The following is a 22476-nucleotide window of genomic DNA, read 5'->3' on the forward strand; positions in this document are numbered from 1 at the left end:
CAATAAAGAGCGTGTACACAGTGCACTGGGTTATGTATCACCTTTTGAGTTTGAAGCAATGTACTATGATAAGATTAACCCGTTAGGTCAGGTGGCCTAACTTAAATAAAAAAGTCTCCGACAAACCTGGTACGGTTCAGTTCAAACTGTTCAACTAAGGCAGGCAAACCTTCCTTTTCTAGTTCATGAAAATAGGCAACGCAATCATCCAATGCGGCCAAACCAACTGCCCATTCACGTTGTAATGCAATATGTGACCATTTATCCTTGCCACGAAACTGACCAATAATGTACGTTGCGCTATTTTTTGCTGAGGTATTTTGGTTGCTGGTATGTTCAATTAAACGCTCTAGCTCTTTTTCCACAGCAGTAAGATAAGCATCCTCCAACCGAGGTGTTTCTCCTATACGCTGTAGCAACAGTTCTCTGGCTTGTTCTGGGACACCTTGGTTTGCTGCCTTTTGCGCTTGTTGTTGTTGTTTTTCTGCATCACTGAGTTTCTGTTTGAGTTTCCCCCAAGTGTGTTGTAACTGTCCTTTCTGTTCCTGTAGTTGTTTTAATTCCTCTTTTGCAAGCTCCCAACGTTGTCGAGCTTGTTCAATATTGGTATCTGCCCGCTGTAAATGTTGCAAGTCATTGCTGGTCTGTTGCTGGCGCTCTGTCCAATAAGGAATATTTATCATATCCCATTGGTAACGTAACATTCGCTCCCACAAACTCTTATGCTGTGTTACCTGATCTAACACCTTACGCGATTGTGCAACACTCAAGGCATACTGTTCCAACTGTACCTCAAGTTGTTTCGCTTCATGCTTTAATAAATTTAAACGTGAAGTATTGGAAAATCCCAAACACCAAATTTTTCGATCATCAATCCGCTGTTGATCTTTTTTCTCAAAACGACCTTGCTCACGATGAATTAAGCCCTGTTGTGTCATAGAAAAAGGCGTTGTATTCATGATTGTTGTATCTGCCACACATTGCAGATCAAAGCGAAGTAGATGTTGTTTTAACCAATCACGATATGGATGCTCTCGCCAAACCAATTTCCGCAGAAAACCATTTTCTTTAAAATACACACTTTCTGTAGCATCAAGATGGATCACCTGTAAACGCACATGGGTTTTATTATGACGCGCATTCACCCATTGAGTGACCATCGAATAACGATCTTTCGGCACCAATAACGTTGTTTTTAAACCACCTAATGCTCGTTCAATTGCGCCTTGCCAGCTTTTTTCAGCCTCTTTTACATCAATGAGCTCACCAATAAACATTAATTCATGTTCATCAAAATCTAAGTGCTGTCTAAGCTCATCTCTTAAACGCAATAAATGTACATCATGAATATTACTATTAGGTCTGGTTTCTATTTCCTGAATATCGCTTTGAGTTTCTTTCAGTTGCTGTTGCGTTTGTGCGTATTTGCTACTGACTTGAGCAAACTCATCTTGTCGTTGGGTTTTCTCTTGCCCAATATTTAGAAGCTGCTCATGGGCTATTTTTTGGTTATCAATTAAATTTTGCTCGGTTAAATCATCTTGCAATTGTAATTGCTGAGCATCTTCCTGATAGCGTGATGCCTCTATGGTTAATTGCTTTAACTGACGTTGTATCAGCTCCAGCTCTTTTTGTAAGTTTTCAATCCGATTACCGCCTACTTGTAAATAGTCTTCATGGCAACGTTCTTGTCGTTTTTCCGCATCATATTCTTGTTGTTCTAGTTGCTTAAACTGCGTATGTAATCGCTGTATCTCTTGCTCCAGCTGATGTATTTTTTCAGTCCAAAACTGAACATACAATTCACCTAAATATGCAGGAAAAGCTTGTTTTTCGAGCTGTAGATTATTCAGTTGCAGAGTTAACGCTGTTATTTGAACAGCTAACTCAGGTAATTTCTGTAAATGTAGGACTTGTTCACGCGCATCTACCAAATGCTTATAGTTTGCCTCTAAGTCAGCAAATTCATTTACTGCAGTCTGTGCCAAAGCACGAACCTGGCTTGGTTCTAAAACCAACTCGCGAATTAATTTAGTCAAATCATCAATTTTCTTTAAGCCTAAAGCACGTGATAACAACGCAGGTGCATTTTTATTATCCATAAATAAATATTTACGATACATCTCCTGATAGTCTTCAAATTTGCTATCAAAATAATGCACGCGTGCATCTGTTTTAGGATTAAAATGTTGTTTTAGCTGGCGAGTATTACCGTCTGCAAATTTTTCTAACACTTCAGTCAGTTGCACATTACGACTTGCAATCATATATAAACGATTCACTTCACTCAGCGAATGTTGACCTTGTCCAACCCAAAACAATCCAATTAAAGTAATCATCGAACCGTCATCAGCGGTATATAGCGCTCTTAATGCTGTTGTCACTGCTTTTTCACGCTTATTTTTTACTCGCGTTCCAGCCCCATCATGTTCTGAACCAAAACTACCACGCATATAAGAGAGTAATGTACGGTCTGAGCGATCGCCCTGCGCAGCTGCTACGTTAAAACTAGCTTTACTTGCAGGTTGTAACAATGCCATTAAACCATCAATAAAGGTAGATTTACCTGCACCATTATCTCCCGTAATAAGTGTCCCTTCAGGATCAATACGTGCGGTATGCAAGTTATGGAAGGAGCCCCAGTTAAATACTGAAATTTCTGACAAGCGAATTTGGCCTTGTGCAAATAAAGTTGAGAGGGTCATTTCTTGCATGATGATTCTCCATATTCTTGTTCGGATTGCTGCAACTTGGCCTTTGCTGCTAATTGTTGATATTCAGATAATAAACTTTGTAAAAACTCGGCATTCACGACATAGCGGATAATTGGCGTAATTTCATAACGCCCTTCTTCACCACGCAGTCCCGTTAATACTTTTTTCTCAATAAATTTTTCTAATGCTGCATTTAGCTTTTTACGATCTTTGCTGTCATGATTCGTTAAAGGAATAAATGGAATTAAACTGCTCTGGATTCGCTCAACATCAATAATAATTTTTTGCTCACCCGCAGTTTCCCGCTCCTGATAATACTTCCGCAAAATAAGTAAAATTAAGGTGTCATATACAGTCAAAGTTCGTTTTCGTATCAGTACAGGAAAATCATCTAAAGGCTGGTTCTCATCTTCCTGTTCATCCTCAATACTTTCAAGATTGATGATATAAGCTACACCTTTCTTGGCATCCAAAACCAACTGGATATAAACCTCTGCCAAATGTCTACGAATTTCCGCTTCATATCGGCACAATAAATCAAAAAGTTTTAAGTTTTCTGCTGCAAGAATAACCCCTTGACGCATGAGATAGACCAATACGCGTCGGGCTGCATGTGGCATAAGCGCATCTGTATCACGATCCTGAGCATGCTCCATCTCTGTTTGATTATCTGCATGTTGTTCCTCTGCCCCAGTTGTAGGAAACGAATCTTCTACAGGCTGATTAGCTTGGATTTCTATATTTTTCTCTGAATTTGAAGATGGTCTGCGTACCATTTCAAAGAAGTTGTCATGCTGTTGTATCTTATTTTCTGATTGCATCTCGATCTCCTTAAAGTGCCAGCTCATCTATATTTTTGGGAAATAAATCTGCACTCAAGTAATACACTGGAATACTGGCCTGCAAATGCACACCTGAACGATCCTTAAGTTCAACTTGCTCGGTATGCTGCATTTGTGGTGCTTTAATGGCTTTTGCTATACGCAAATAAGCAACAAGTTCTTCAAGCCCCGCTTGTAAAGGATGTTCATGTGTTAAGTGGGCAATACTCATCACCCCTTTCTGTGCGAGCGTTTGATATACTTTTTCAGCAACAGCACGAACCCGTACATTGTCTAAGTACTTCAGCATCTGATCACTAGGTTCAGTCTTGTTTTGTTGCTCTTCGACCTCACGTGTATCCATATGTTCTGTGGGACTTTTTAAAGCAAGACTTTCAGGCGAATTCAGCTGGATGGAACCCACGGCTAAATCCACTTGTACTTCTGTTTTTAAATCACACTCCGATTCCAACAATGCCACTGCATTTTTTTCTAATTCCGACAACAACTGATCAATCAAACGGTTTTCCAATGCTGCACCACTTTCAATATAAGCTCTCAAACCTTCTTCTGTACGACGTCGGACTTGGAAAACTCGGCTACTTTCGCGTCCTAACTCACGCATTAACTGACCTAAATATTTACGTTGAGATTCGCTTAATTGTTGTGCAATAGGATGATTCAAAATACTGCGTAACTGCTCTCTAAACTCAGTAGAACGATCTTGATCCTGAAGTAATTGACAAAACCCATCAAAAGCACTGCCTGCATCACTTTGGGCAAGCAACTGCTCTTTTTCCATTAAGCTCAGCAATACTTCTCCACGTGAATAAGCACCACTAATCATATCTAGACGCAACTCTTTATCTCGTAGACGAATCTCATCTTCGACCCGTCTAAAATCGCCTGTAAGAATGGAAGCAAGTTGATAAATTTCTCGTATTCTTTCTTTTTGTTCTGATTCTTCTAATTGTGTAACAACACCCGCCAACAAAGCATCTATTTCATTTTGAATCACTAATTTTTTTTGTTCGAGCAACTCCACTCGTTCTTCAATATTTTCACTCAATGCGACCACAAAATCACGAACCGCATCCTGCACAATTCTTAAATGTGATGCTGTGGTATGGGTTGCTCGCTCATCCAAGCCCTGACAAAAACGTAATACGGTTTCGCTAATATCCGTTTTACTCAGCTTGCCATCTATTTCTCTGAGCCAGCCTGAATGAATCCAATGATTTAAATAATGCGCTGCATTATTTTCTGTCTGCCAAATACCCTGCTCACGACTAGATTTAATCAACTCATCCAAGACATTTCTTGCACGGCCATAAGGGACTTCATTTTGTTCTGCAAATAAGTCAACAATGAACGCTAAAATATGTGGTGCGTTATCTGCTCTTAATAATTTCCAAATTGAGTTTTCATGATATAAACGCCGATACTTGGCCTGTAACCCTAGAATATTCATGCCATTCCACATCATCTGTATGATGGTTATTTATTCTACAGTTATTTTTTAATCACCCAAGCAAATTACCAAGCAAGACGACACGAGTTGTCGCATAAAGTAAGATGATATAAACAATCACCTTACTTCATCGAAAAAAATAAAAAACAAACCTTATCTAACTTCTTTGTGTACAGTGACAGCAACCTTAACCTACCTCTCCCCATACACCGTTGCAATCAAATGCTCCACCACTTGCGGCTCAGCCAAAGTCGAAGTATCTCCTAAACTATCCAATTCATTCGCTGCAATTTTCCGCAAAATACGGCGCATGATTTTACCTGAGCGGGTTTTAGGTAAAGCAGGTGCCCAATGCAGCGCATCAGGCGTTGCCACAGGCCCCAAAATTTTGCGAACCCAATTGACTAATTCTTCACGCAATTCCTCTGACTCGGGTGTACCAACTTGCAAAGTTACAAAGGTGCAAATCCCCTGTCCTTTAATCTCATGGGGCATACCCACCACTGCCGCTTCAGCCACAGCTTCATGCGCTACTAGGGCACTTTCAATTTCCGCAGTACCTAAACGGTGCCCCGAAATATTCAAGACATCATCCACACGCCCTGTAATCCAGTAATAGCCATCTTCATCACGGCGTGCACCATCTCCTGTAAAATACGCACCCGGATAGGTCGAAAAATACGCTTCAATAAAACGTGCAGGGTCGCCCCAAATACCGCGCATTTGCCCTGGCCATGAATCTTTCATAATTAAATTGCCTTCGGTCGCGCCTTCCAGTTCATTACCTTCGGCATCGACAATAGCAGGTTGCACGCCAAATAATGGGCGGGTTGCCGAACCGGGTTTCAGTGGCGTTGCACCAGGCAATGCTGAAATTAATATGCCCCCTGTTTCGGTTTGCCACCATGTATCTACAATTGGGCAACGTCCTTCGCCTACCACGTTGTAATACCAGTTCCACGCTTCGGGATTAATCGGCTCACCGACTGAACCGAGTAAACGCAAGCTGCTGCGGTCACTTTCACGTACAAAACGATCTCCCTCCCGCATCATGGCGCGAATGGCAGTCGGCGCGGTATATAAAATGGTGATGTTGTGTTTATCGACAATATGCCCTGTGCGCGCCCAGCTTGGATAGTTCGGCACCCCTTCAAACATCACGGTAGATGTACCATTCGACAATGGCCCGTATAAGACATAAGAATGCCCTGTAATCCAGCCTACATCTGCGGTACACCAAAACACATCATCCTGTTTCAGGTCAAAGACTTCTCGGAACGTGCTATTCACATAGGTCAAATAACCGCCTGTGGTATGCAAAACACCTTTGGGTTTTCCAGTCGAACCCGAGGTATATAAAATAAATAGTGGATCTTCGGCATTCATCGGCTCGGGTGGGCAGATATCATTCACCGACATAATTTCCATGTGATACCACAAGTCGCGTTCAGGCAACATCTCAATCGGATTGCCTGTACGATGCACCACAATCACATTTTGCACACAGTCAGTACCTGCTACTTTTAGAGCGGCATCAACATTGGCTTTTAAATAAATTGGCTTACCACCACGCATGGCCGAGTCGGCAGTGACAATTAACTTGGCCTGACAATCTTCAATTCGGCTAGCCAAAGCATCGGGAGAAAAACCACCAAAAACCACACAATGCACTGCACCAATCCGCGCGCAGGCCAGCATGGCAATCGCAGCTTCGGAAACCATCGGCATGTACAGCACCACCCGATCTCCTTTTTGCACCCCGTTCTTTTTCAGTACGTTGGCAAAACGGCAGGTTTCATCATGCAAAGAAGCAAAAGAAACCACTTTATGTCGAGAAGGATGATCTCCTTCCCAAATAATTGCAGGTTTATGCGGATGTTCTTTTAAATGACGGTCTAAGCAATTGGCACTGACATTCAGTTGCCCATCGGCAAACCATTCAATTTTAAAATGTTCGGGGTCAAAGTTGGTATTTTTGACTTGAGTAAAAGGTTTAATCCAATCTAAGCGTTGGGCTTGCTCTGCCCAATAAGTATCAGGGTCATCTATAGATTGTTGATAGCGTTGAAAATATTCTGCCTCAGTGGTGCGGGCAGTCTTTTTAAATTCATCTGGAACAGGATATACGTCTTTCATCTGCTACTTCCTTGATGTTCTTGCATCTCTCACGAGATGTATGCCACGTTATTGATTATTATTTCTGCACATTTACAGTATGAACTTTCTTTTTTATGGCTCACCATTCGGCTTTAGTCGCATAAGTTTTATACAAAAAATAGCATGCCAAAGCGTTGATCGAATGCCATGTCCTTGCATTCATACTTTTCAGGTTTACATTCCACTGTACTGCGCATTGCATTATTTTTAAAGAAAATATCGTCCAATAATCGCGAGTATTAACATTTTTTTACGCAGCCAATCATTCATACCTACGACCCTGTCTTACAGATAAAACCACATACAACTCGCAGTTTAAATGCTACAAAATAGTACGCTCATCACTTCTATCCAAGTTGTCTAAAATACTCGCAAGTAAGCATCGCTGCATTAACCAAATTGAGTTTTTCAGGCAAAATAGTCGCTTCATTTTGAATTCGGAATTATCGTGGCAGAATCCAAACCCTCACTCAGTGAAGTTTCTGAAAATACCAGTCAACTGTTGCATGAGGCCACTGAAAAAACTACGCAAACCGTGATCAATCATACAGCGAAGTACAATGACGCCTATTCAACCATCGACAAAATTATGGAAGGATTTTGGGAGCGTGTGCCGTATTTAATGATTGCAGCCGTGGTGCTGATTCTGTTTTGGCTGCTTGCCCGTGTGTTTAAATGGTTTGTCCGCAAGACCCTAAACAATCGTTCCTATACCCGACAAAATCTGGTTTTGGTGCTGAATCGGGTCGGTAGTTCCGCAATTATTTTCTTTGGTTTTCTGATTGCGATGGTGATTGCAATTCCGGGTTTTACCCCAAGCCAACTGATGAGTGCTTTGGGTCTAGGCTCTGTTGCAATTGGTTTTGCTTTTAAAGATATTTTCCAGAATTTATTATCGGGCGTGCTGATTTTGATTGGTGAGCCATTTAAAATTGGTGATGACATTATCGTAAATAATATGGAAGGTACGGTAGAAGATATTCAGATTCGTGCCACCTTCCTGCGCTCTCCCGATGGACGTCGCATCGTGATTCCAAATGCTACGGTGTATACCAGTGCCGTGACGGTCAATACGGCTTATACCCGTCGTCGTTGCGAGTTTGTGGTCGGTATTGGTTATGAAGATGACGTACAAAAAGCCAAAGATATTATTTTGGCCATTTTAGACCGTGACATAAAAATCTTGAGCCAACCTGCATTTAGCGTCAATGTCACTGCCTTGGCCGATTTTTCGATTAATTTAAATGTGCGTTGGTGGGTAAATACGACGGAAACCACCACTTCAGCATCCATCAGTGAAGTGCAAGAACGGGTAATTGCCGCTTTTGCCGAACATCACATTTCGATTCCTTATCCTGTGCAGGAAGTGAAAGTTTATCGTGGTGATGCAGCAGTCAATGAAGATGATTCAGCCCGCACTAAACAAACGCCCTAAAACATAAGCAATCACAGTTTCAGTACGAATAATACGGTTGCCCAAGTGCCGCGCTTGGCAGCCGTTTTTTTCGAGCAAATCAATTTCGTAGGGAATAAATCCACCTTCTGGGCCAATCACAATACTGCATGGATGTTGAATGGCATGTGGCATAGCTTGATCGGTATAAGGATGCGCCACATAAGCAGGACAATCGGCAGAAATCAAACTGGGTAAGACATCTTCCACAAAGGGTTTAAAGCGTTTATAAAGCTGAATCTCAGATGCAATGGTATCGCCTGCTTGTTCCAAACCCAAAGTTACATATTGATCGAGCTGCTGCAAAAATGGCGTTTGCCAATAGCTTTTATCGACTCGATAGCTGTGCAGTAAAATAATTTTTTCCACACCTAGCGTCACGCTATCCATAATTAAACGACGTAATACTTTAGGGCGTGGTAAAGCCACAATCAGGGTCACAGGCAGTTTTTTCGGTACAGCTTCTTCATACAGGGCTTTGACTTGAATCCGCTGCTCACTAACGTCCACCACTTCGGTCAAATAACGCTTGCCACCACGAATCCCGACTTTCAAGCTGTCACCGACTTGCACACCAACATGCGTATGCAAATGCTGCACTTGCCGCTGGGTGCTAATAGACCACACTTCATTTGTGGTCTGTCGCGGGTCAAGCAAAACGATATTCATATTTAAAGATACTGATTCATCACGTGAATATGCTCAGTTAAAGAGCCACGATTTTTATACATAATCACTTGAGCATTTTGATTCAGCTGTGCACGTAACGCAGGTTCAAACAACAATTGCGTTAACGTATTTACAGCTTGTTCAGCATTTTCGACCACATACACGGCTTCTGCTGCAACAAACTCATCCACAATACTTTGGAAGTTAAAATAATTTTTGCCCAATACCGTGGCGACATTTAAGGCCAAAGGCTCTAAAATATTATGCCCACCGCCAGGTTCATTCAGCGAACCACCGACATAACAGGCCTGACTTAAGGCGTACCACAACCACATTTCACCCATGCTATCGGCTAAATACACTTGTGTTTCAGGTTGAATCGCTTCAGCCAAGCTACGGCGCTGCATATTAAGTTGCAGTTTTTGTACCTGCATAGCCACTTCATCAAAACGCTCTGGATGGCGCGGCACAACAATACATAACAGTTCAGGATGCTGTGCGAAATAAGGTTTCAGTGCAGTCAATAATTGCTGTTCTTCAGGCGCATGGGTACTGGCAAGGGTAATAATTTTGCGATGTACCAATTGCCATGTCTGTTGCAACTGCGCGGCTTGCTCTACAAAATCTTCTGGTGCAGTAATATCAAATTTAATATTACCCACCACTTTTGTACGCTCGGCAGGCATCCCCAATGCAATAAAACGCTGCTGTGTGGCAGGGTCTTGCGCCAAAAGTTGCTGCAATTTTTGCAACATGCCGCGAGTTAATCCTTTAACTTTGGCATAACCTTTGGCCGATTTTTCCGAAAGCCGCGCATTAATCAACAAACACGGGACTTGAAAATGCTGCGCCTGATCAATCAAGTTTGGCCATAACTCTGTTTCGACCAGTGCCAATAATTTAGGCTGATATTTCTGATAAAACTCACGAATTAAATGCACCTGATCGGCAGGTAAATACACAGCTTGAAATAAATCTAAATACGGTGCTTTTAAAAATAATGATTTGGCGCGTGCCTGCCCTGTTTTGGTGGTATTGGTGACTAAAACAGGATGCCCCGCTTTTAAATAATGTTCAATTAGAGGTTGCGCGGCATTGGTTTCTCCCACCGACACCACATGAAACCAAATGGCATGTAAATTTTTAGCGGGCTGAAATGGGCCAAAACGCTCAAGCAGTTCTTGTTGTAATTGCTCAGGATGTTCGGCACGTTTACGAATACGTGACTGATAAATCGGTTTTAACAGCGCCAAGGCTGCGTTATACCAAAATGGAGTAGCCAAAAGATGCGCCCCAAAGAAAGATTATCGGCAAAATATAACAGAGCCACACGCGCATGTTAATTGCATGTGGCGCTATACTGGCTTTTATTCTACAGCGTGTTGTGTTTCCGCCAAAGTTGGATAATCGATATAGCCTTCTGCAACGGCTGTACCAATCATGTTTTCCAGCTTGAGTTCGTTTAAAGGTACATCTGCCAATAAACGCTCATACAAGTCTGGATTGGCAATATACGCCTTACCAAATGACACCGCATCGGCCTTGCCCGAAGCCAATAATTCCACGGCATCAGCACGACTTAAACGCATGTTCGCGATATATGGCACACCGCCTGAACGTACTTTCATTTCTTGGGAAATGCTGTCTTCGGCTAAATATTCGCGGGTAAAGAAAAAGGCGATTTTACGCTGCCCCAATTGCTGCATGACATAGCCAAAGGTTTCACGTGGATCATCATCTCCCATGTCGTGCTCATCGCCACGTGGTGCTAAATGCACACCGACTCGACCTGCGCCCCAGACTTCAATTAAGGCGTCCATCACTTCTAACAAGAAACGCGCACGATTTTCAACCGAACCACCGTATTCATCGTCACGTTGGTTGGTTTTGCTTTGCAGGAATTGATCAATCAAATAACCATTGGCTGCATGCAACTCTACCCCATCAAATCCTGCTTCTTTGGCACGGATGGCGGCTTGTTTATATTGCTCGGTAATGGTGTGGATTTCTGCAATTTCTAAGGCACGTGGCAACACATATTCACGTTTAGGACGCAACAAACTGACATAACCTGCTTGTTGTACCGCACTTGCCGATACTGGTGTTGCACCATTGAGTAAATCTGGATGTGAAACACGACCTACATGCCACAGTTGCGCCACAATCAAACCACCTTTGGCATGCACGGCATCGGTAACGAGTTTCCAACCCTGCACTTGAGCATCGGTAAACAATCCTGGGGTATTTAAATAACCATTGGCTTCTTCAGAAATTACGGTCGCTTCTGAAAGAATCAAACCTGCACTGGCACGCTGTGCATAATATTCTGCCATCATTGGCGTTGGAACACGGTCATCGCTGGCGCGGCTACGGGTTAAAGGTGCCATCACCACACGGTTTTTTAGATGCAGATCACCCAAAACTAAAGGAGAGTCTAATTCAGCCATTTTTGCCTCTAATCTCACAGTTAAAGTGAGTGTTTTAAATATTCGACATATTGCTGAATGAGTGCTTCATTACGAGAAAAATACGACCATTGTCCATATTTTTCTGCACGAATAAGACCTGCCTGTTGCAGTACCGATAAATGATTTGACATGGTCGATTGCGACACTTTGCCCAAACGCTCAATGTGTCCTGCACATACGCCACGCTTAAAGTCGCCACACTCATCTACCGACAAAAATTGTTCTGGTGCTTTTAACCATTCTAAAATTTGCCGACGGGTAGGATTGGCTAAGGCTTTAAAGATTAAATCGACATCCATCATTCAGACACATATTCGTAAATATAAGCCCAATTCAGCAGCTGCTTTTAATATATCGTATTTTTTCGATATTAATATCGTTTTTTTACGATTTATATAAATTTTTAAGCAACTTCACTGAATTGGGCAGGCTCATTAGGATCTTACAGACCGTAACTTATAGACCCTGCTTTAAACTGGCTTCAATAAACTTGTCTAAATCACCATCTAAAACCGCACCTGTATTTGAAGTTTCCACGCCTGTACGCAAGTCTTTAATACGTGAATCATCCAATACATAAGAGCGAATTTGGCTTCCCCAACCAATATCAGACTTCGAGTCTTCCAGTGCTTGAGCCGCCTCATTACGTTTACTCATTTCCAGTTCATACAACTTGGCACGTAATTGTTTCCACGCATGGTCACGGTTGGCGTGTTGTGAACGCTGGTTCTGACACGCCACCACAATGCCTGTAGGTGCGTGAGTTAAACGTACCGCAGAGTCAGTTTTGTTAATGTGCTGACCACCTGCACCTGACGCACGGTAGGTATCGGTACGGACATCGGCAGGGTTAATATCAATTTCAATATTGTCATCCACTTCTGGTGAAACGAACACTGCAGAAAATGACGTATGACGACGGTTACCTGAGTCAAATGGCGATTTACGCACTAAACGATGCACACCCGATTCGGTACGCAACCAACCATAGGCATATTCGCCTTCAACGCGAATGGTCGCAGATTTAATCCCTGCCACATCACCATCCGATTCTTCCATCAATTCTGCTTTAAAGCCGTGACGTTCAATCCAGCGCATATACATACGCAACAGCATCGATGCCCAGTCTTGCGCTTCTGTACCACCCGAACCCGCCTGAATTTCGACATAGCATGGGTTTGGATCCATTGGATTACTGAACATACGGTGGAATTCAAGCTTCGCCAGTTCTTCTTCTGCAGAAGTCAATTCAGACTGCACATCCACCAATAAATCTTCATCATCGGCTTCAACGGCTAAGTCTAGCATGGCTTGGGCATCTTCTAACTGGGTCGCCAAACCTTCTAGGACATGAATCACGTTTTCAAGCTCGCCCTTTTCTTTGGCCATAGCTTGCGCACGACTTTGATCATTCCAGATTGCAGGATCTTCTAACTCGCGGAGAACCTCTTCTAAACGCTCTTTTTTCAGATCGTAGTCAAAGATACCCCCGTAGTGTTTGACTACGTTCGTTCAAGTCTTTTAATTGGTTTAGATAAGGATTAATTTCCACGTAAATTCTCTCAATTAACAATGAAGCTTATTAACTGATAATTGTAGCACAGACATGTTCTGGCATTTCTATCCTGCTGTAAATTCCAGCATAACTTTTCAGCTTTTATAAGTTGAATGCTAAATGTGGTTAAAAATAAAGATCGCTTTAAACTTTTAAAGTGAAAGCCTGATGATATCCAACCTAAAATAGCATGCACGATTAACACGGATATTTATCTTAATGGCCGATCTATCGCCCTGATTTTTTGCCTGACACATTCAGCTGAAAACATGCTTAAAAAGTGGTGTATGGTAATTGCTTCAACCCGCCAAAATAAAACAAGGACGAAACAGTATTGGTTATTTAATGATCAATTTTAGTAAAATTCACAAAACCCACATATTTTTAATAAAACAAAACATTTAATTATTTCATTTTTATTTCAATCACTTAAACTCAAAATATTACACAAATTTACGCTTGTAACAAAGCGGTAACTTTCCTGTGATTGACGCTGATTTTTTTTCGCCTAGACTGAAAGTTGTAACAAAAAGTTTAACTGTTAACCAGATTTCAGAGGGGTACTTTCCATGAAAAAATTAGCAATCGCATCAGCCCTACTTTCAGCTTTGGCTATCACTGGTACTGCGAACGCATACCAAGCTGAAATTGGTGCATCAGCAGGACTGATTGATCCAGACAACGGCAGTTCAAGCGGTTCATTCGGTGTAGATGGTACTTATTACTTTAACCCTGTACAAACCCGTAATGCACCTTTGGCAGAAGCAGCGTTCCTTGATCGTGCTAGCAACGTAAATGCCAAATACCAATATGACGAAGTTGGCGACAATGAAGCGCATACTTACGGCGTAGGTGCAGAGTACTTTGTACCGAATTCAGACTTTTACTTAAGTGGTAATGTGAGCGGTCATGACTTGAAAGACAATGATGACCTAAACAATGATTTAACCACCTATGGTGCAGAAGTTGGTTATTTACCAGCACCAGGCTTGTTAATCGCAGCAGGTCTTAAAGGTTGGGATAATGACCGTGATGATGGTGTAGACCCGACTTTACGTGCTAAATACGTAACGACACTTTCGAATGGTAAAGACATCAACCTTGAAGCAGGTGCTGCTTTTGGTGATCTCGATGAATACAATCTTGCTGCGGATTACTTCATTGATAAAACGCTAAGTGTAGGTGTCGATTATTACAGCAACGATATCAACGATAATGATGAGTTTGGTGTGAGTGCACGTAAATTCTTTACACCACAAGTCAGCTTGGAAGGTCGTGTAGGCTTTGGTGAAGTGGGTAATGCTGACTACAACAGCTTTGGTGTCGCAGCTAAATATCGCTTCTAAGCTTCGCTTAATTACATACTCAAACAGCACTCTTCTTCGGAAGGGTGCTTTTTTATGCCCTAAAATAAAGCAGTTAGGTAGAAATAGTGCATTGACGTGCTGAGTATTTTCCGTACAATCAGCAACACCTGTAACAAAACAGTCATATTTCTATAACAGAGGGAATCTCAATAATGTTTAAAAAACTTGCGCTTGCAACTGCTCTTCTAGCTGGTTTAAGTACTGCTCATGCGTATCAAGCTGAAATTGGTGGATCACTTTTCGTCATTGATCCTGATCACGCAGATACGTCTACAGGTTTTGCGCTTGATGGAACTTTTTACTTTAATCCAGTTCAAGTGAAGAACTCACCATTAAATGAAGCTGCGTTTTTAAATCGTGCGAGCAACGTTAGTGCCGCTATTAGTTATATGGATTTTGATGTAGCCGAAAGCACAACTTTTGGTATCGGTGTTGAATATTTTGTTCCAAATACAGACTTCTATGTAAGTGCTAGCATTGGTCAATCAACAATTGAAGAAGATGGTTTTGAGGATTTTGACACAACAAGTTATACAGCTGAGGTAGGTTACCTTCCAGTTTCAGGTTTACTCATTGCAGCGGGTATTGCTGGTTATGATAACGATGATACTGATGATTCTGATGCAACATTACGCGCTAAATATGTTACTCAAGTCGGTGCATATGACATGAACTTTGAGGGTGGTGTTGTTTTTGCTGATGATGAAATTTTCACCCTAGGTACTGATCTATATCTCGACAAAACATTTAGCATTGGCCTCGGTTATACCGATGACGGTGAAGATGATACCTTCCAAATTCGTGCTAAAAAATTCTTCAACCAACAAGTCAGCCTAGAAGGCTCTATTAACTTTGAAGAAAATGCAAATGTCTTCGGTCTTCGTGCCGCATATCGCTTCTAATCCCTCACATTAAAAGCAAAAAAATCCGCTCAAATTTGAGCGGATTTTTATTTGGGCTACTGCTCCAAATGCACAATCTGCAACTGTAAACTTACATTGCCATTAAACACATTGCGCTCTAATTCATAAACCAAACGTACATCATCCAACATCGGGTTAAATTCAAATTTGTCTTTGGCGCCAAACGCAATCGCATCAACCACTTGCCCATTGTCCAATGCCAAACGCAATTTTAAATGACTGTCCTTCAACCATCTAAAATCAACCACTTTAAACCGTCCCTCAAAGACAGGCTGCGGAAATTTCTGTCCCCACGGTGCCAACTGCTGCAATAAATCCACCGTGTGTAAATGAAAAGCCTCTTGCGGCAATTCACCATCTGTCCACAGCACGGCATGAAATAAATCTGCATCCATTTGCGCAATGATCTGTTCAAAGACCTGTTTAAATTCTGCAAAGTGCACCTTTTTTATGGTCAAACCTGCCGCAGCCGCATGTCCACCAAAATGACTCACCAAATGTGGATATTGCTCTGCAACCAATTCAATGGTGTCACGTATGTGAATCCCCTCAATTGAACGGGCAGAGCCTTTAATATGCTCACCATCCTCATCGGCAGCAAATACAATCGCAGGGCGATGAAACTGTTCTTTTAAACGTCCTGCGACAATTCCAATCACACCTTGGTGCCAATGTTCTTCAAACATGATCAAGGCATGCGGTAAATCACTTTGATCTAACTGCAGCTTTTCCAATTCTGCCAGTGCATCCTGTTTAATTTGCCCTTCAACCTGACGACGTTCCTGATTCAAAGCATTTAACTGACGCGCCAAAGCATAGGCACTTTGCATATCCGCTGCCAGTAAACACTCAATTCCAATGTCCATGGTTTCCATGCGCCCTGCAGCATTAATGCGTGGCCCCAAGACAAAACCCAAATCCTGCGCTTTAAGCTGTGCGGGTTCACGTCCTGCCAAATCCAGCAATGCACTAATCCCCGGACGGCATAAATTCTGCTGTATCCGTTTTAAGCCTGCATCCACCAAAATACGGTTGTTATAATCTAGACTAGCGACATCGGCATAGGTGCCCAAAGCCACCAAATCTAAATATTGAGTCAAATTTGCAGCAGATTTGCCCTGTTTTTTTCGTTGACTGGATAAGTTCGCCAACACATAAAATGCCACGCCCACACCTGCCAAGGCTTTACTTGGGAAATCACAACCCAATTGGTTTGGATTGACCACAGCCTCTGCATTTGGGGTGGCTTTCGTTGTGAGGTGGTGATCGGTAATGATGACCTGCATCCCCAAAGCTTGCGCACGCTCCACACCTTCATGACTGGAAATTCCGTTATCTACCGTAATTAATAAATCAGGTGCATAACGCTCAAAAGCCAAATCGGCAATGGCGGGGGTTAAGCCATAACCATATTTAAAGCGGTCAGGCACCAAATACTGCACGTGTGCGCCCATTTCGCGCAATGCCAAAATCATAAGTGTGGTGCTGGTCGCGCCATCGGCATCGTAATCGCCCACAATCACTATTTTTTTCTGCTGATCTATCGCTTGATCCATTAGCTGAATTGCTTCAGGAAGACCCTTCATGCTTGGGGCAAGCAAGTGCCTCAGTTTAAGTTCTAGCTCCTGCTCAGACGTAACGCCACGGCGCGCTAAAATTTGGGCAACAAATGTAGAGACGCCCTGAAAGTTTTCAGGGCGTGTAAGTAAAGGTCTTTGTTTTATTAAAATTTTTGACATAATTTCCAGTGATTTAAGGCATCAAGCGTTGTAGTTTCCAGTCACCTTCAATTTTTTCATAAGCTAAGCGGTCATGCAAACGGTTCGGACGGCCTTGCCAAAATTCGTAATAATCAGGCTGCAAGCGGTAACCGCCCCAAAATATAGGTTTTTGCAATTCAGATTGATCGCCCACTTGGGCATGCAAGTCTTGGAAACGCGCCTGTAATTCTTCACGACTGGCAATCACACCACTTTGCGGAGTGCTAATATGCGCAGCGATTTGGTTGTCACGTGGACGTTTGTGATAATACGCAGTCGATTCTTGCTCATCAATTTTTTCGACATAGCCGCTGACACGAATCTGACGTTCCAGTTCAGGCCAGTAAAACAACAATTCAGCATAAGGATTGGCAGCTAAATCCAACCCTTTTTGACTGTCATAATTGGTATAAAAGTCATAACCTGCTTCGGTGGCTCCGCGCAGCAATACAGTACGCACATGCGGACGACCTTGCGCATTGGCAGTTGCCAATGACATCGCATAGGGTTCATGTAGCTTGGCTTCTAAGGCGTGGTTAAACCAATTCAAAAACTGAATATGCGGATTGGCACTGACCTGTGCTTCTAGCAATTCACCTTTTTGGTAACTTAAACGCAGCTCACTTAAATCTTTAATTAAATCACTCACGATTTACCCCCTTTAGACGGCATGACGACGTACAGCATCGGCTAAATCTTTCGCCAATGCCTCCACTTCAGCCAAATCATCACCTTCCACCATGACACGAATCACAGGTTCAGTGCCCGATTTACGAATCAATAAACGTCCACGACCTTTCAGCTGTTCGGTAGCACGGTCAAACTCTTCCACCAAGGCAGGAACAGTATACGGGTCAAACATATTTGCTAAGCGCACATTTTCCAGCACGTTTGGCAACAGTTTAAAATCTGCCACCAATTCATGCAGGGCTTTATTTTGTTCGACCATCACCGTTAACACTTGTAAGGCAGCAATAATTGCATCACCCGTAGTACTCTTGTCCAAAGTCAAAATATGCCCCGATGGCTCACCACCAATAACCCAACCATTTTCTTCCAGACCTTGTAGCACGTAACGGTCACCGACATTGGCACGCAATAATGGTACTTGGGCTTTTTCCAACGCCAATTCCAATGCCATATTGCTCATTAACGTCCCAACAATACCTGCAGGTTTTTTTGAGCCTTGTGTGGCAAGAATATATAAAATATGGTCACCATCAATTTGCTTGCCTTGACTGTCCACCAAAATCACGCGGTCTGCATCACCATCAAATGCAACACCCAAGTCCGCCTGATGTTCAAGCACTGCTTTTTGCAAACTTTCAGGATGGGTTGAGCCGCAATTTTCGTTGATGTTTAAACCATTCGGCTCATTGTGAATAGCAATCACTTTCGCGCCTAATTCACGGAATACCGCAGGACCAACATTGTAGGCCGCACCATTGGCGCAATCGACCACAATGGTGAGGTCATTTAAATCTAAATGATATGGAAAGGTCGATTTACAAAACTCGATGTAACGCCCATTGGCATCTTTAACACGAACACTTTTACCCAAGTTGGCCGTATCATCAATTTTTAATTCTTGCTGCAATTCTTGGTTAATTTCTTCTTGCAAGGCATCTGGCAGCTTTTTCCCTTCGCCCGAGAAAAATTTAATCCCGTTATCAAAATACGGATTATGCGATGCTGAAATCACAATGCCTAAACTGGCATGCAGGGCACGGGTTAAGTGCGCAATAGCGGGCGTAGGCAATGGACCGAGCAAATGCACATAGACACCTGCGGCATTTAAACCTGCCTGTAATGCTGCTTCTAAAATATAGCCTGAAAGACGTGTATCTTTACCCAATACCACAATAGGTTTATTTTTTTTGGTGTGCTTTTTTAAAACTTTACCTGCTGCAAAACCTAGTTTTAATGCAAATTCAGGTGTAATTGGTAACTCTCCAAACTTCCCTCGAATGCCGTCTGTACCAAAATAACTCATATTGTTCTCACTTCTTAGGGGTGATCTTTATCATCACTTTTTTACTGCGAGTTACTTTACACCAAAAATGAAAAAGCCGTCACATTGAGGACGGCTTTTATTTGAAAACACTACTAAATATTAACCAACGCGATAGTTTGGCGCTTCTTTGGTAATCGTCACATCATGCACGTGAGATTCCTGCATACCTGCTGCCGTAATTTTCACGAATTTAGCATTTTGGCGTAGATCTTCAATAGTTGAAGAACCTGTATAGCCCATAGATGAACGTAAACCACCCATCATCTGATGCACGATGTTGCCCATTGGGCCTTTGTACGGTACACGACCTTCAATACCTTCTGGTACAAGTTTTTCTGCACCTGCTTTCGAGTCTTGGAAATAACGGTCTGCAGAACCTGTTGCACCCGCCATTGCACCCAATGAACCCATACCACGGTATGCTTTGTAGTAACGACCTTGGAAGAATTCAACTTCGCCCGGTGCTTCTTCAGTACCTGCAAGCAATGAACCGACCATAATGGTACTTGCACCTGCACCAATTGCTTTGGCCATATCACCAGAGAAGCGAATACCACCATCGGCAATTAATGGAATCTGTTCTTTCAATGCATTGGCAACAGCGTCAATTGCAGAGATTTGCGGCATACCAATACCTGCCACAATACGTGTGGTACAGATTGAACCTGGGCCAATCCCCACTTTCACTGCGTCTGCGCCTGCATCTAACAATGCCAAAGCAGCATCGCCAGTTGCAATGTTACCGCCAATTACTTGAACTTGTGGATAGTTAGCTTTTACCCAACGTACACGCTCAATTACGCCTGCAGAGTGACCGTGTGCAGTATCAACCACAATCGCATCGACACCTGCTTCAACCAATGCTTCTACACGGCTTGGTGTTTCTGCGCCTGTACCCACTGCAGCACCCACACGTAAACGACCTAAGTCATCTTTACAGCTGTTTGGATACAATTCTGCTTTACGGAAATCAGTGACCGTAATTAAGCCTTTTAATTCCTGCTGGTCATTCACCACCAAGACTTTTTCAATACGATGCTGTTGCAATAAAGCTTGAATGTTTTCTTTAGATTCGTCTTCGCGTACTGTCACTAAACGATCTTGACCTGTCATGATGTTGCTGACAGGTTGCTCAAGGTTGGTTTCAAAACGTGTATCACGTCCTGTCACAATACCGACAACTTTGCCATCTTTTACTACAGGTACACCGCTAATATTATTGGCTTGAGTCAGCGCAATCAATTCACGTACTGTAGTTTCTGGCGTTACGGTAATCGGGTCTTTCACCATACCCGCTTCAAATTTTTTCACACGGCGCACTTCGGCTGCTTGCGCAACGATGTCCATGTTTTTATGCAAAATACCAATACCACCGTTTTGCGCCATCGCAATTGCCATACGAGATTCAGTCACCGTATCCATTGCTGCTGAAACCAAAGGAATATTCAGGTCAATGCCGCGCGTAAAACGTGTCTTTAAGGAGACATCTTTTGGGAGAACAGTAGAATAGGCAGGGAGTAATAAGACATCATCGAAGGTTAACGCTTCTTGAACGATGGTCAGCATAACAGTCTCACTGGTAATTTCCGTGAGCCATTATAAACAAATCTGGGCACAAATTTCATTTGTTCTCTAAGAAATATTTTTTATTCTGCCCTTCTGGGGGATGCGACATGAAAAAATCGGTAATTTTCATCTAAAAATTGAAGTTTTCATCCTTAGTTTGCTTTTTAGCCGTGCAGGTTTAAAACTTGCGATGTTTCATTTTTCAGGCAGATAAAGCCGCTTCAATGTGAACCATGATTGGCTATTTATCCAAAATTAGCCGTAAAAAAAAGCAAAGCCGCAGCTTTGCTTTTTCAATCTGGATTGCGATCAACAACTTAAAGCACCATTAAACCACTTGATCGAAGTCATCATCATTCACAGAAATGGCTGGATCGACTTGCACAAATGGAATCATGTTATGCGCACGACGTGCTTTATTGCATTGATCATCGGCAATTTGCACTTCTTTACAAGAGCTGCTGCGTAATTCATAAATCCCGCAGCTCACTTGCTGTCCAACTTCACCTTCTAAAGCGACACAACGCGGCTGACTCTGATTGGTACCACACATGCATGAATAGACTGCTGTTACTGGTTCCGTGTAGTGCTCAGGCATATTCATGCCTTCAGCCCAATAAAATGAAACACGGAAATAAGCGCAACACGCGCCGCAGCTTAAGCAGGCATCTGCTGTAGGTACTTGAGACAACATTCGTTAAGTTCTCGTCATCAAAAAAATCGTTTTTGGGCGAAAATCTTAAAAAAAGTTGTTTTTGCACTCAAGTTTTTTTTACAGTTTTTTCAGCTTTTTTTGTCGCTTATTCAGGGCAGCTAAAAACGTGTTCGTCCATCAAATCGACGCCACATTCCAGTGTTTCAATCCAGTCTAAGAATTGATTCACCTGTTCTTTGCCCACAAATGGCGTACCGTGTTGCGGCACAATCATTTCAACGTCCATGGTGCGTACCATATTCACCCAGAGGCGAATCACTTTATTGGAACACATATAGCGCTGATGGAAGCCTTTCATCGCAGGAATATGCGCAGCAAAATCAGTCAATGGAATTAAAGCATCTTCCACCATTGACGCACCCATATCACCAGAAAATAAAATTTTGGCGATAGGATCATAAAACTGGAAATTACCAACAGAGTGTAAGAAATGCGCAGGCACAGCAATAATTTTAGACTCGCCCAAAGGAATTGCCTGACCTTCATCTGGCAGTTCCACCAAACGATCTAACCAGTTGCCTTTCATACGGTCGCTCATAAAAGATGAGCTCAAGTGCGGCAAGAAACGCGCCCATAATTTTGACGCTACAATTTTCGCTTCGGTATAGACCAACCAACGCGGCATTGAGGTGATGATGTCTGGGTCTTGGTGAGACGCCATTACATAATCAAGATTGGTCAGGCGGGTATATTTATTTACTCTGTACACGACAAAAATAGATAACTCATTGAAATAATGTCATAATAATTGTTTTCTAACGACGAATACTATGACACATCTCAATGAGTTATATCTTATCTTAAACAAATATCTAAAATGGAA

Annotated in this window: 16 protein-coding genes and 2 pseudogenes; 3 read left to right on the forward strand and 15 right to left on the reverse strand. The window is 42.5% G+C overall.

The window, feature by feature from the left end; all coding sequences use genetic code 11:
- Nucleotides 1–140 precede the first annotated feature (140 nt).
- The 4 genes and pseudogenes from AC07E5_RS11415 to acs all read right to left on the reverse strand — a co-directional run.
- A pseudogene (locus AC07E5_RS11415) lies at nucleotides 141–2714 on the reverse strand (ATP-binding protein); the annotation flags it as partial.
- Nucleotides 2702–3535, reverse strand: a complete 834-nt coding sequence (locus AC07E5_RS11420; protein ID WP_096901687.1) for a DUF4194 domain-containing protein — start codon at nucleotides 3533–3535, stop codon at nucleotides 2702–2704. The pseudogene AC07E5_RS11415 and the gene AC07E5_RS11420, both read right to left, overlap by 13 nt.
- A gap of 10 nt (nucleotides 3536–3545) precedes the next feature.
- Nucleotides 3546–5006 (reverse strand): DUF3375 domain-containing protein, encoded by a 1461-nt coding sequence (locus AC07E5_RS11425; RefSeq protein ID WP_070155917.1) that lies wholly within the window; start codon nucleotides 5004–5006, stop codon nucleotides 3546–3548.
- 192 nt (nucleotides 5007–5198) lie between these two features.
- Nucleotides 5199–7142 (reverse strand): acetate--CoA ligase, encoded by a 1944-nt coding sequence (gene acs, locus AC07E5_RS11430; protein WP_104852713.1) that lies wholly within the window; start codon nucleotides 7140–7142, stop codon nucleotides 5199–5201.
- Nucleotides 7143–7611: 469 nt separating this feature from the next.
- On the opposite strand from acs, the gene AC07E5_RS11435 reads away from it, so the two are divergent.
- Nucleotides 7612–8598 (forward strand): mechanosensitive ion channel family protein, encoded by a 987-nt coding sequence (locus tag AC07E5_RS11435; protein WP_180169542.1) that lies wholly within the window; start codon nucleotides 7612–7614, stop codon nucleotides 8596–8598.
- Here AC07E5_RS11435 and AC07E5_RS11440 read toward each other — a convergent pair.
- The 5 genes from AC07E5_RS11440 to prfB form a co-directional block, all read right to left on the reverse strand.
- Nucleotides 8572–9285, reverse strand: coding sequence for a 16S rRNA (uracil(1498)-N(3))-methyltransferase (locus AC07E5_RS11440; RefSeq protein ID WP_253132317.1), 714 nt, complete (start codon nucleotides 9283–9285; stop codon nucleotides 8572–8574). The two genes, AC07E5_RS11435 and AC07E5_RS11440, sit on opposite strands and share 27 nt — an antisense overlap.
- A gap of 2 nt (nucleotides 9286–9287) precedes the next feature.
- Nucleotides 9288–10568 carry a 3-deoxy-D-manno-octulosonic acid transferase gene (locus AC07E5_RS11445; RefSeq protein ID WP_225530322.1) on the reverse strand — a complete coding sequence of 427 codons (1281 nt, stop codon included), beginning with the start codon at nucleotides 10566–10568 and terminating at the stop codon, nucleotides 9288–9290.
- A gap of 84 nt (nucleotides 10569–10652) precedes the next feature.
- Nucleotides 10653–11732 (reverse strand): alkene reductase, encoded by a 1080-nt coding sequence (locus AC07E5_RS11450; protein WP_096901672.1) that lies wholly within the window; start codon nucleotides 11730–11732, stop codon nucleotides 10653–10655.
- Nucleotides 11733–11752: 20 nt separating this feature from the next.
- Nucleotides 11753–12052 carry an ArsR/SmtB family transcription factor gene (locus AC07E5_RS11455; RefSeq protein ID WP_178867820.1) on the reverse strand — a complete coding sequence of 100 codons (300 nt, stop codon included), beginning with the start codon at nucleotides 12050–12052 and terminating at the stop codon, nucleotides 11753–11755.
- A 157-nt stretch (nucleotides 12053–12209) separates the two neighbouring features.
- A protein-coding gene (gene prfB / locus AC07E5_RS11460; protein WP_253132319.1) for a peptide chain release factor 2 occupies nucleotides 12210–13305 on the reverse strand; the annotation gives its coding sequence in 2 pieces (ribosomal slippage) (nucleotides 12210–13232 and nucleotides 13234–13305; 1095 coding nt in all).
- Nucleotides 13306–13877: 572 nt separating this feature from the next.
- On the opposite strand from prfB, the gene AC07E5_RS11465 reads away from it, so the two are divergent.
- Nucleotides 13878–14654, forward strand: a complete 777-nt coding sequence (locus AC07E5_RS11465) for a putative porin (RefSeq protein WP_253132321.1) — start codon at nucleotides 13878–13880, stop codon at nucleotides 14652–14654.
- 173 nt (nucleotides 14655–14827) lie between these two features.
- Complete coding sequence (locus AC07E5_RS11470) at nucleotides 14828–15577, forward strand: putative porin (protein ID WP_168417712.1); 750 nt, start codon at nucleotides 14828–14830, stop codon at nucleotides 15575–15577.
- Nucleotides 15578–15633: 56 nt separating this feature from the next.
- On the opposite strand, the gene recJ is transcribed toward AC07E5_RS11470, so the two are convergent.
- The 6 genes and pseudogenes from recJ to AC07E5_RS11500 form a co-directional block, all read right to left on the reverse strand.
- A complete protein-coding gene (gene recJ / locus AC07E5_RS11475) occupies nucleotides 15634–17337 on the reverse strand; it encodes a single-stranded-DNA-specific exonuclease RecJ (RefSeq protein ID WP_253132322.1) in 1704 nt (567 codons plus the stop codon).
- Between the two features lie 13 nt (nucleotides 17338–17350).
- Entirely contained in the window at nucleotides 17351–18007 is a 657-nt protein-coding gene (pdxH, locus tag AC07E5_RS11480; protein ID WP_179996565.1) for a pyridoxamine 5'-phosphate oxidase, read from the reverse strand.
- Between the two features lie 12 nt (nucleotides 18008–18019).
- Nucleotides 18020–19351 carry a phosphoglucosamine mutase gene (gene glmM / locus AC07E5_RS11485; RefSeq protein WP_253132323.1) on the reverse strand — a complete coding sequence of 444 codons (1332 nt, stop codon included), beginning with the start codon at nucleotides 19349–19351 and terminating at the stop codon, nucleotides 18020–18022.
- Between the two features lie 120 nt (nucleotides 19352–19471).
- On the reverse strand, nucleotides 19472–20938 hold the full coding sequence (guaB, locus tag AC07E5_RS11490) for an IMP dehydrogenase (protein ID WP_004974257.1): 1467 nt from the start codon (nucleotides 20936–20938) through the stop codon (nucleotides 19472–19474).
- Nucleotides 20939–21266: 328 nt separating this feature from the next.
- Entirely contained in the window at nucleotides 21267–21632 is a 366-nt protein-coding gene (locus AC07E5_RS11495; RefSeq protein ID WP_004974255.1) for a YkgJ family cysteine cluster protein, read from the reverse strand.
- A gap of 106 nt (nucleotides 21633–21738) precedes the next feature.
- Nucleotides 21739–22353: pseudogene (locus AC07E5_RS11500) on the reverse strand (oxygen-binding di-iron domain-containing protein); the annotation flags it as partial.
- Nucleotides 22354–22476 lie beyond the last annotated feature (123 nt).

The sequence above is a fragment of the Acinetobacter seohaensis genome, from assembly GCF_056431365.1.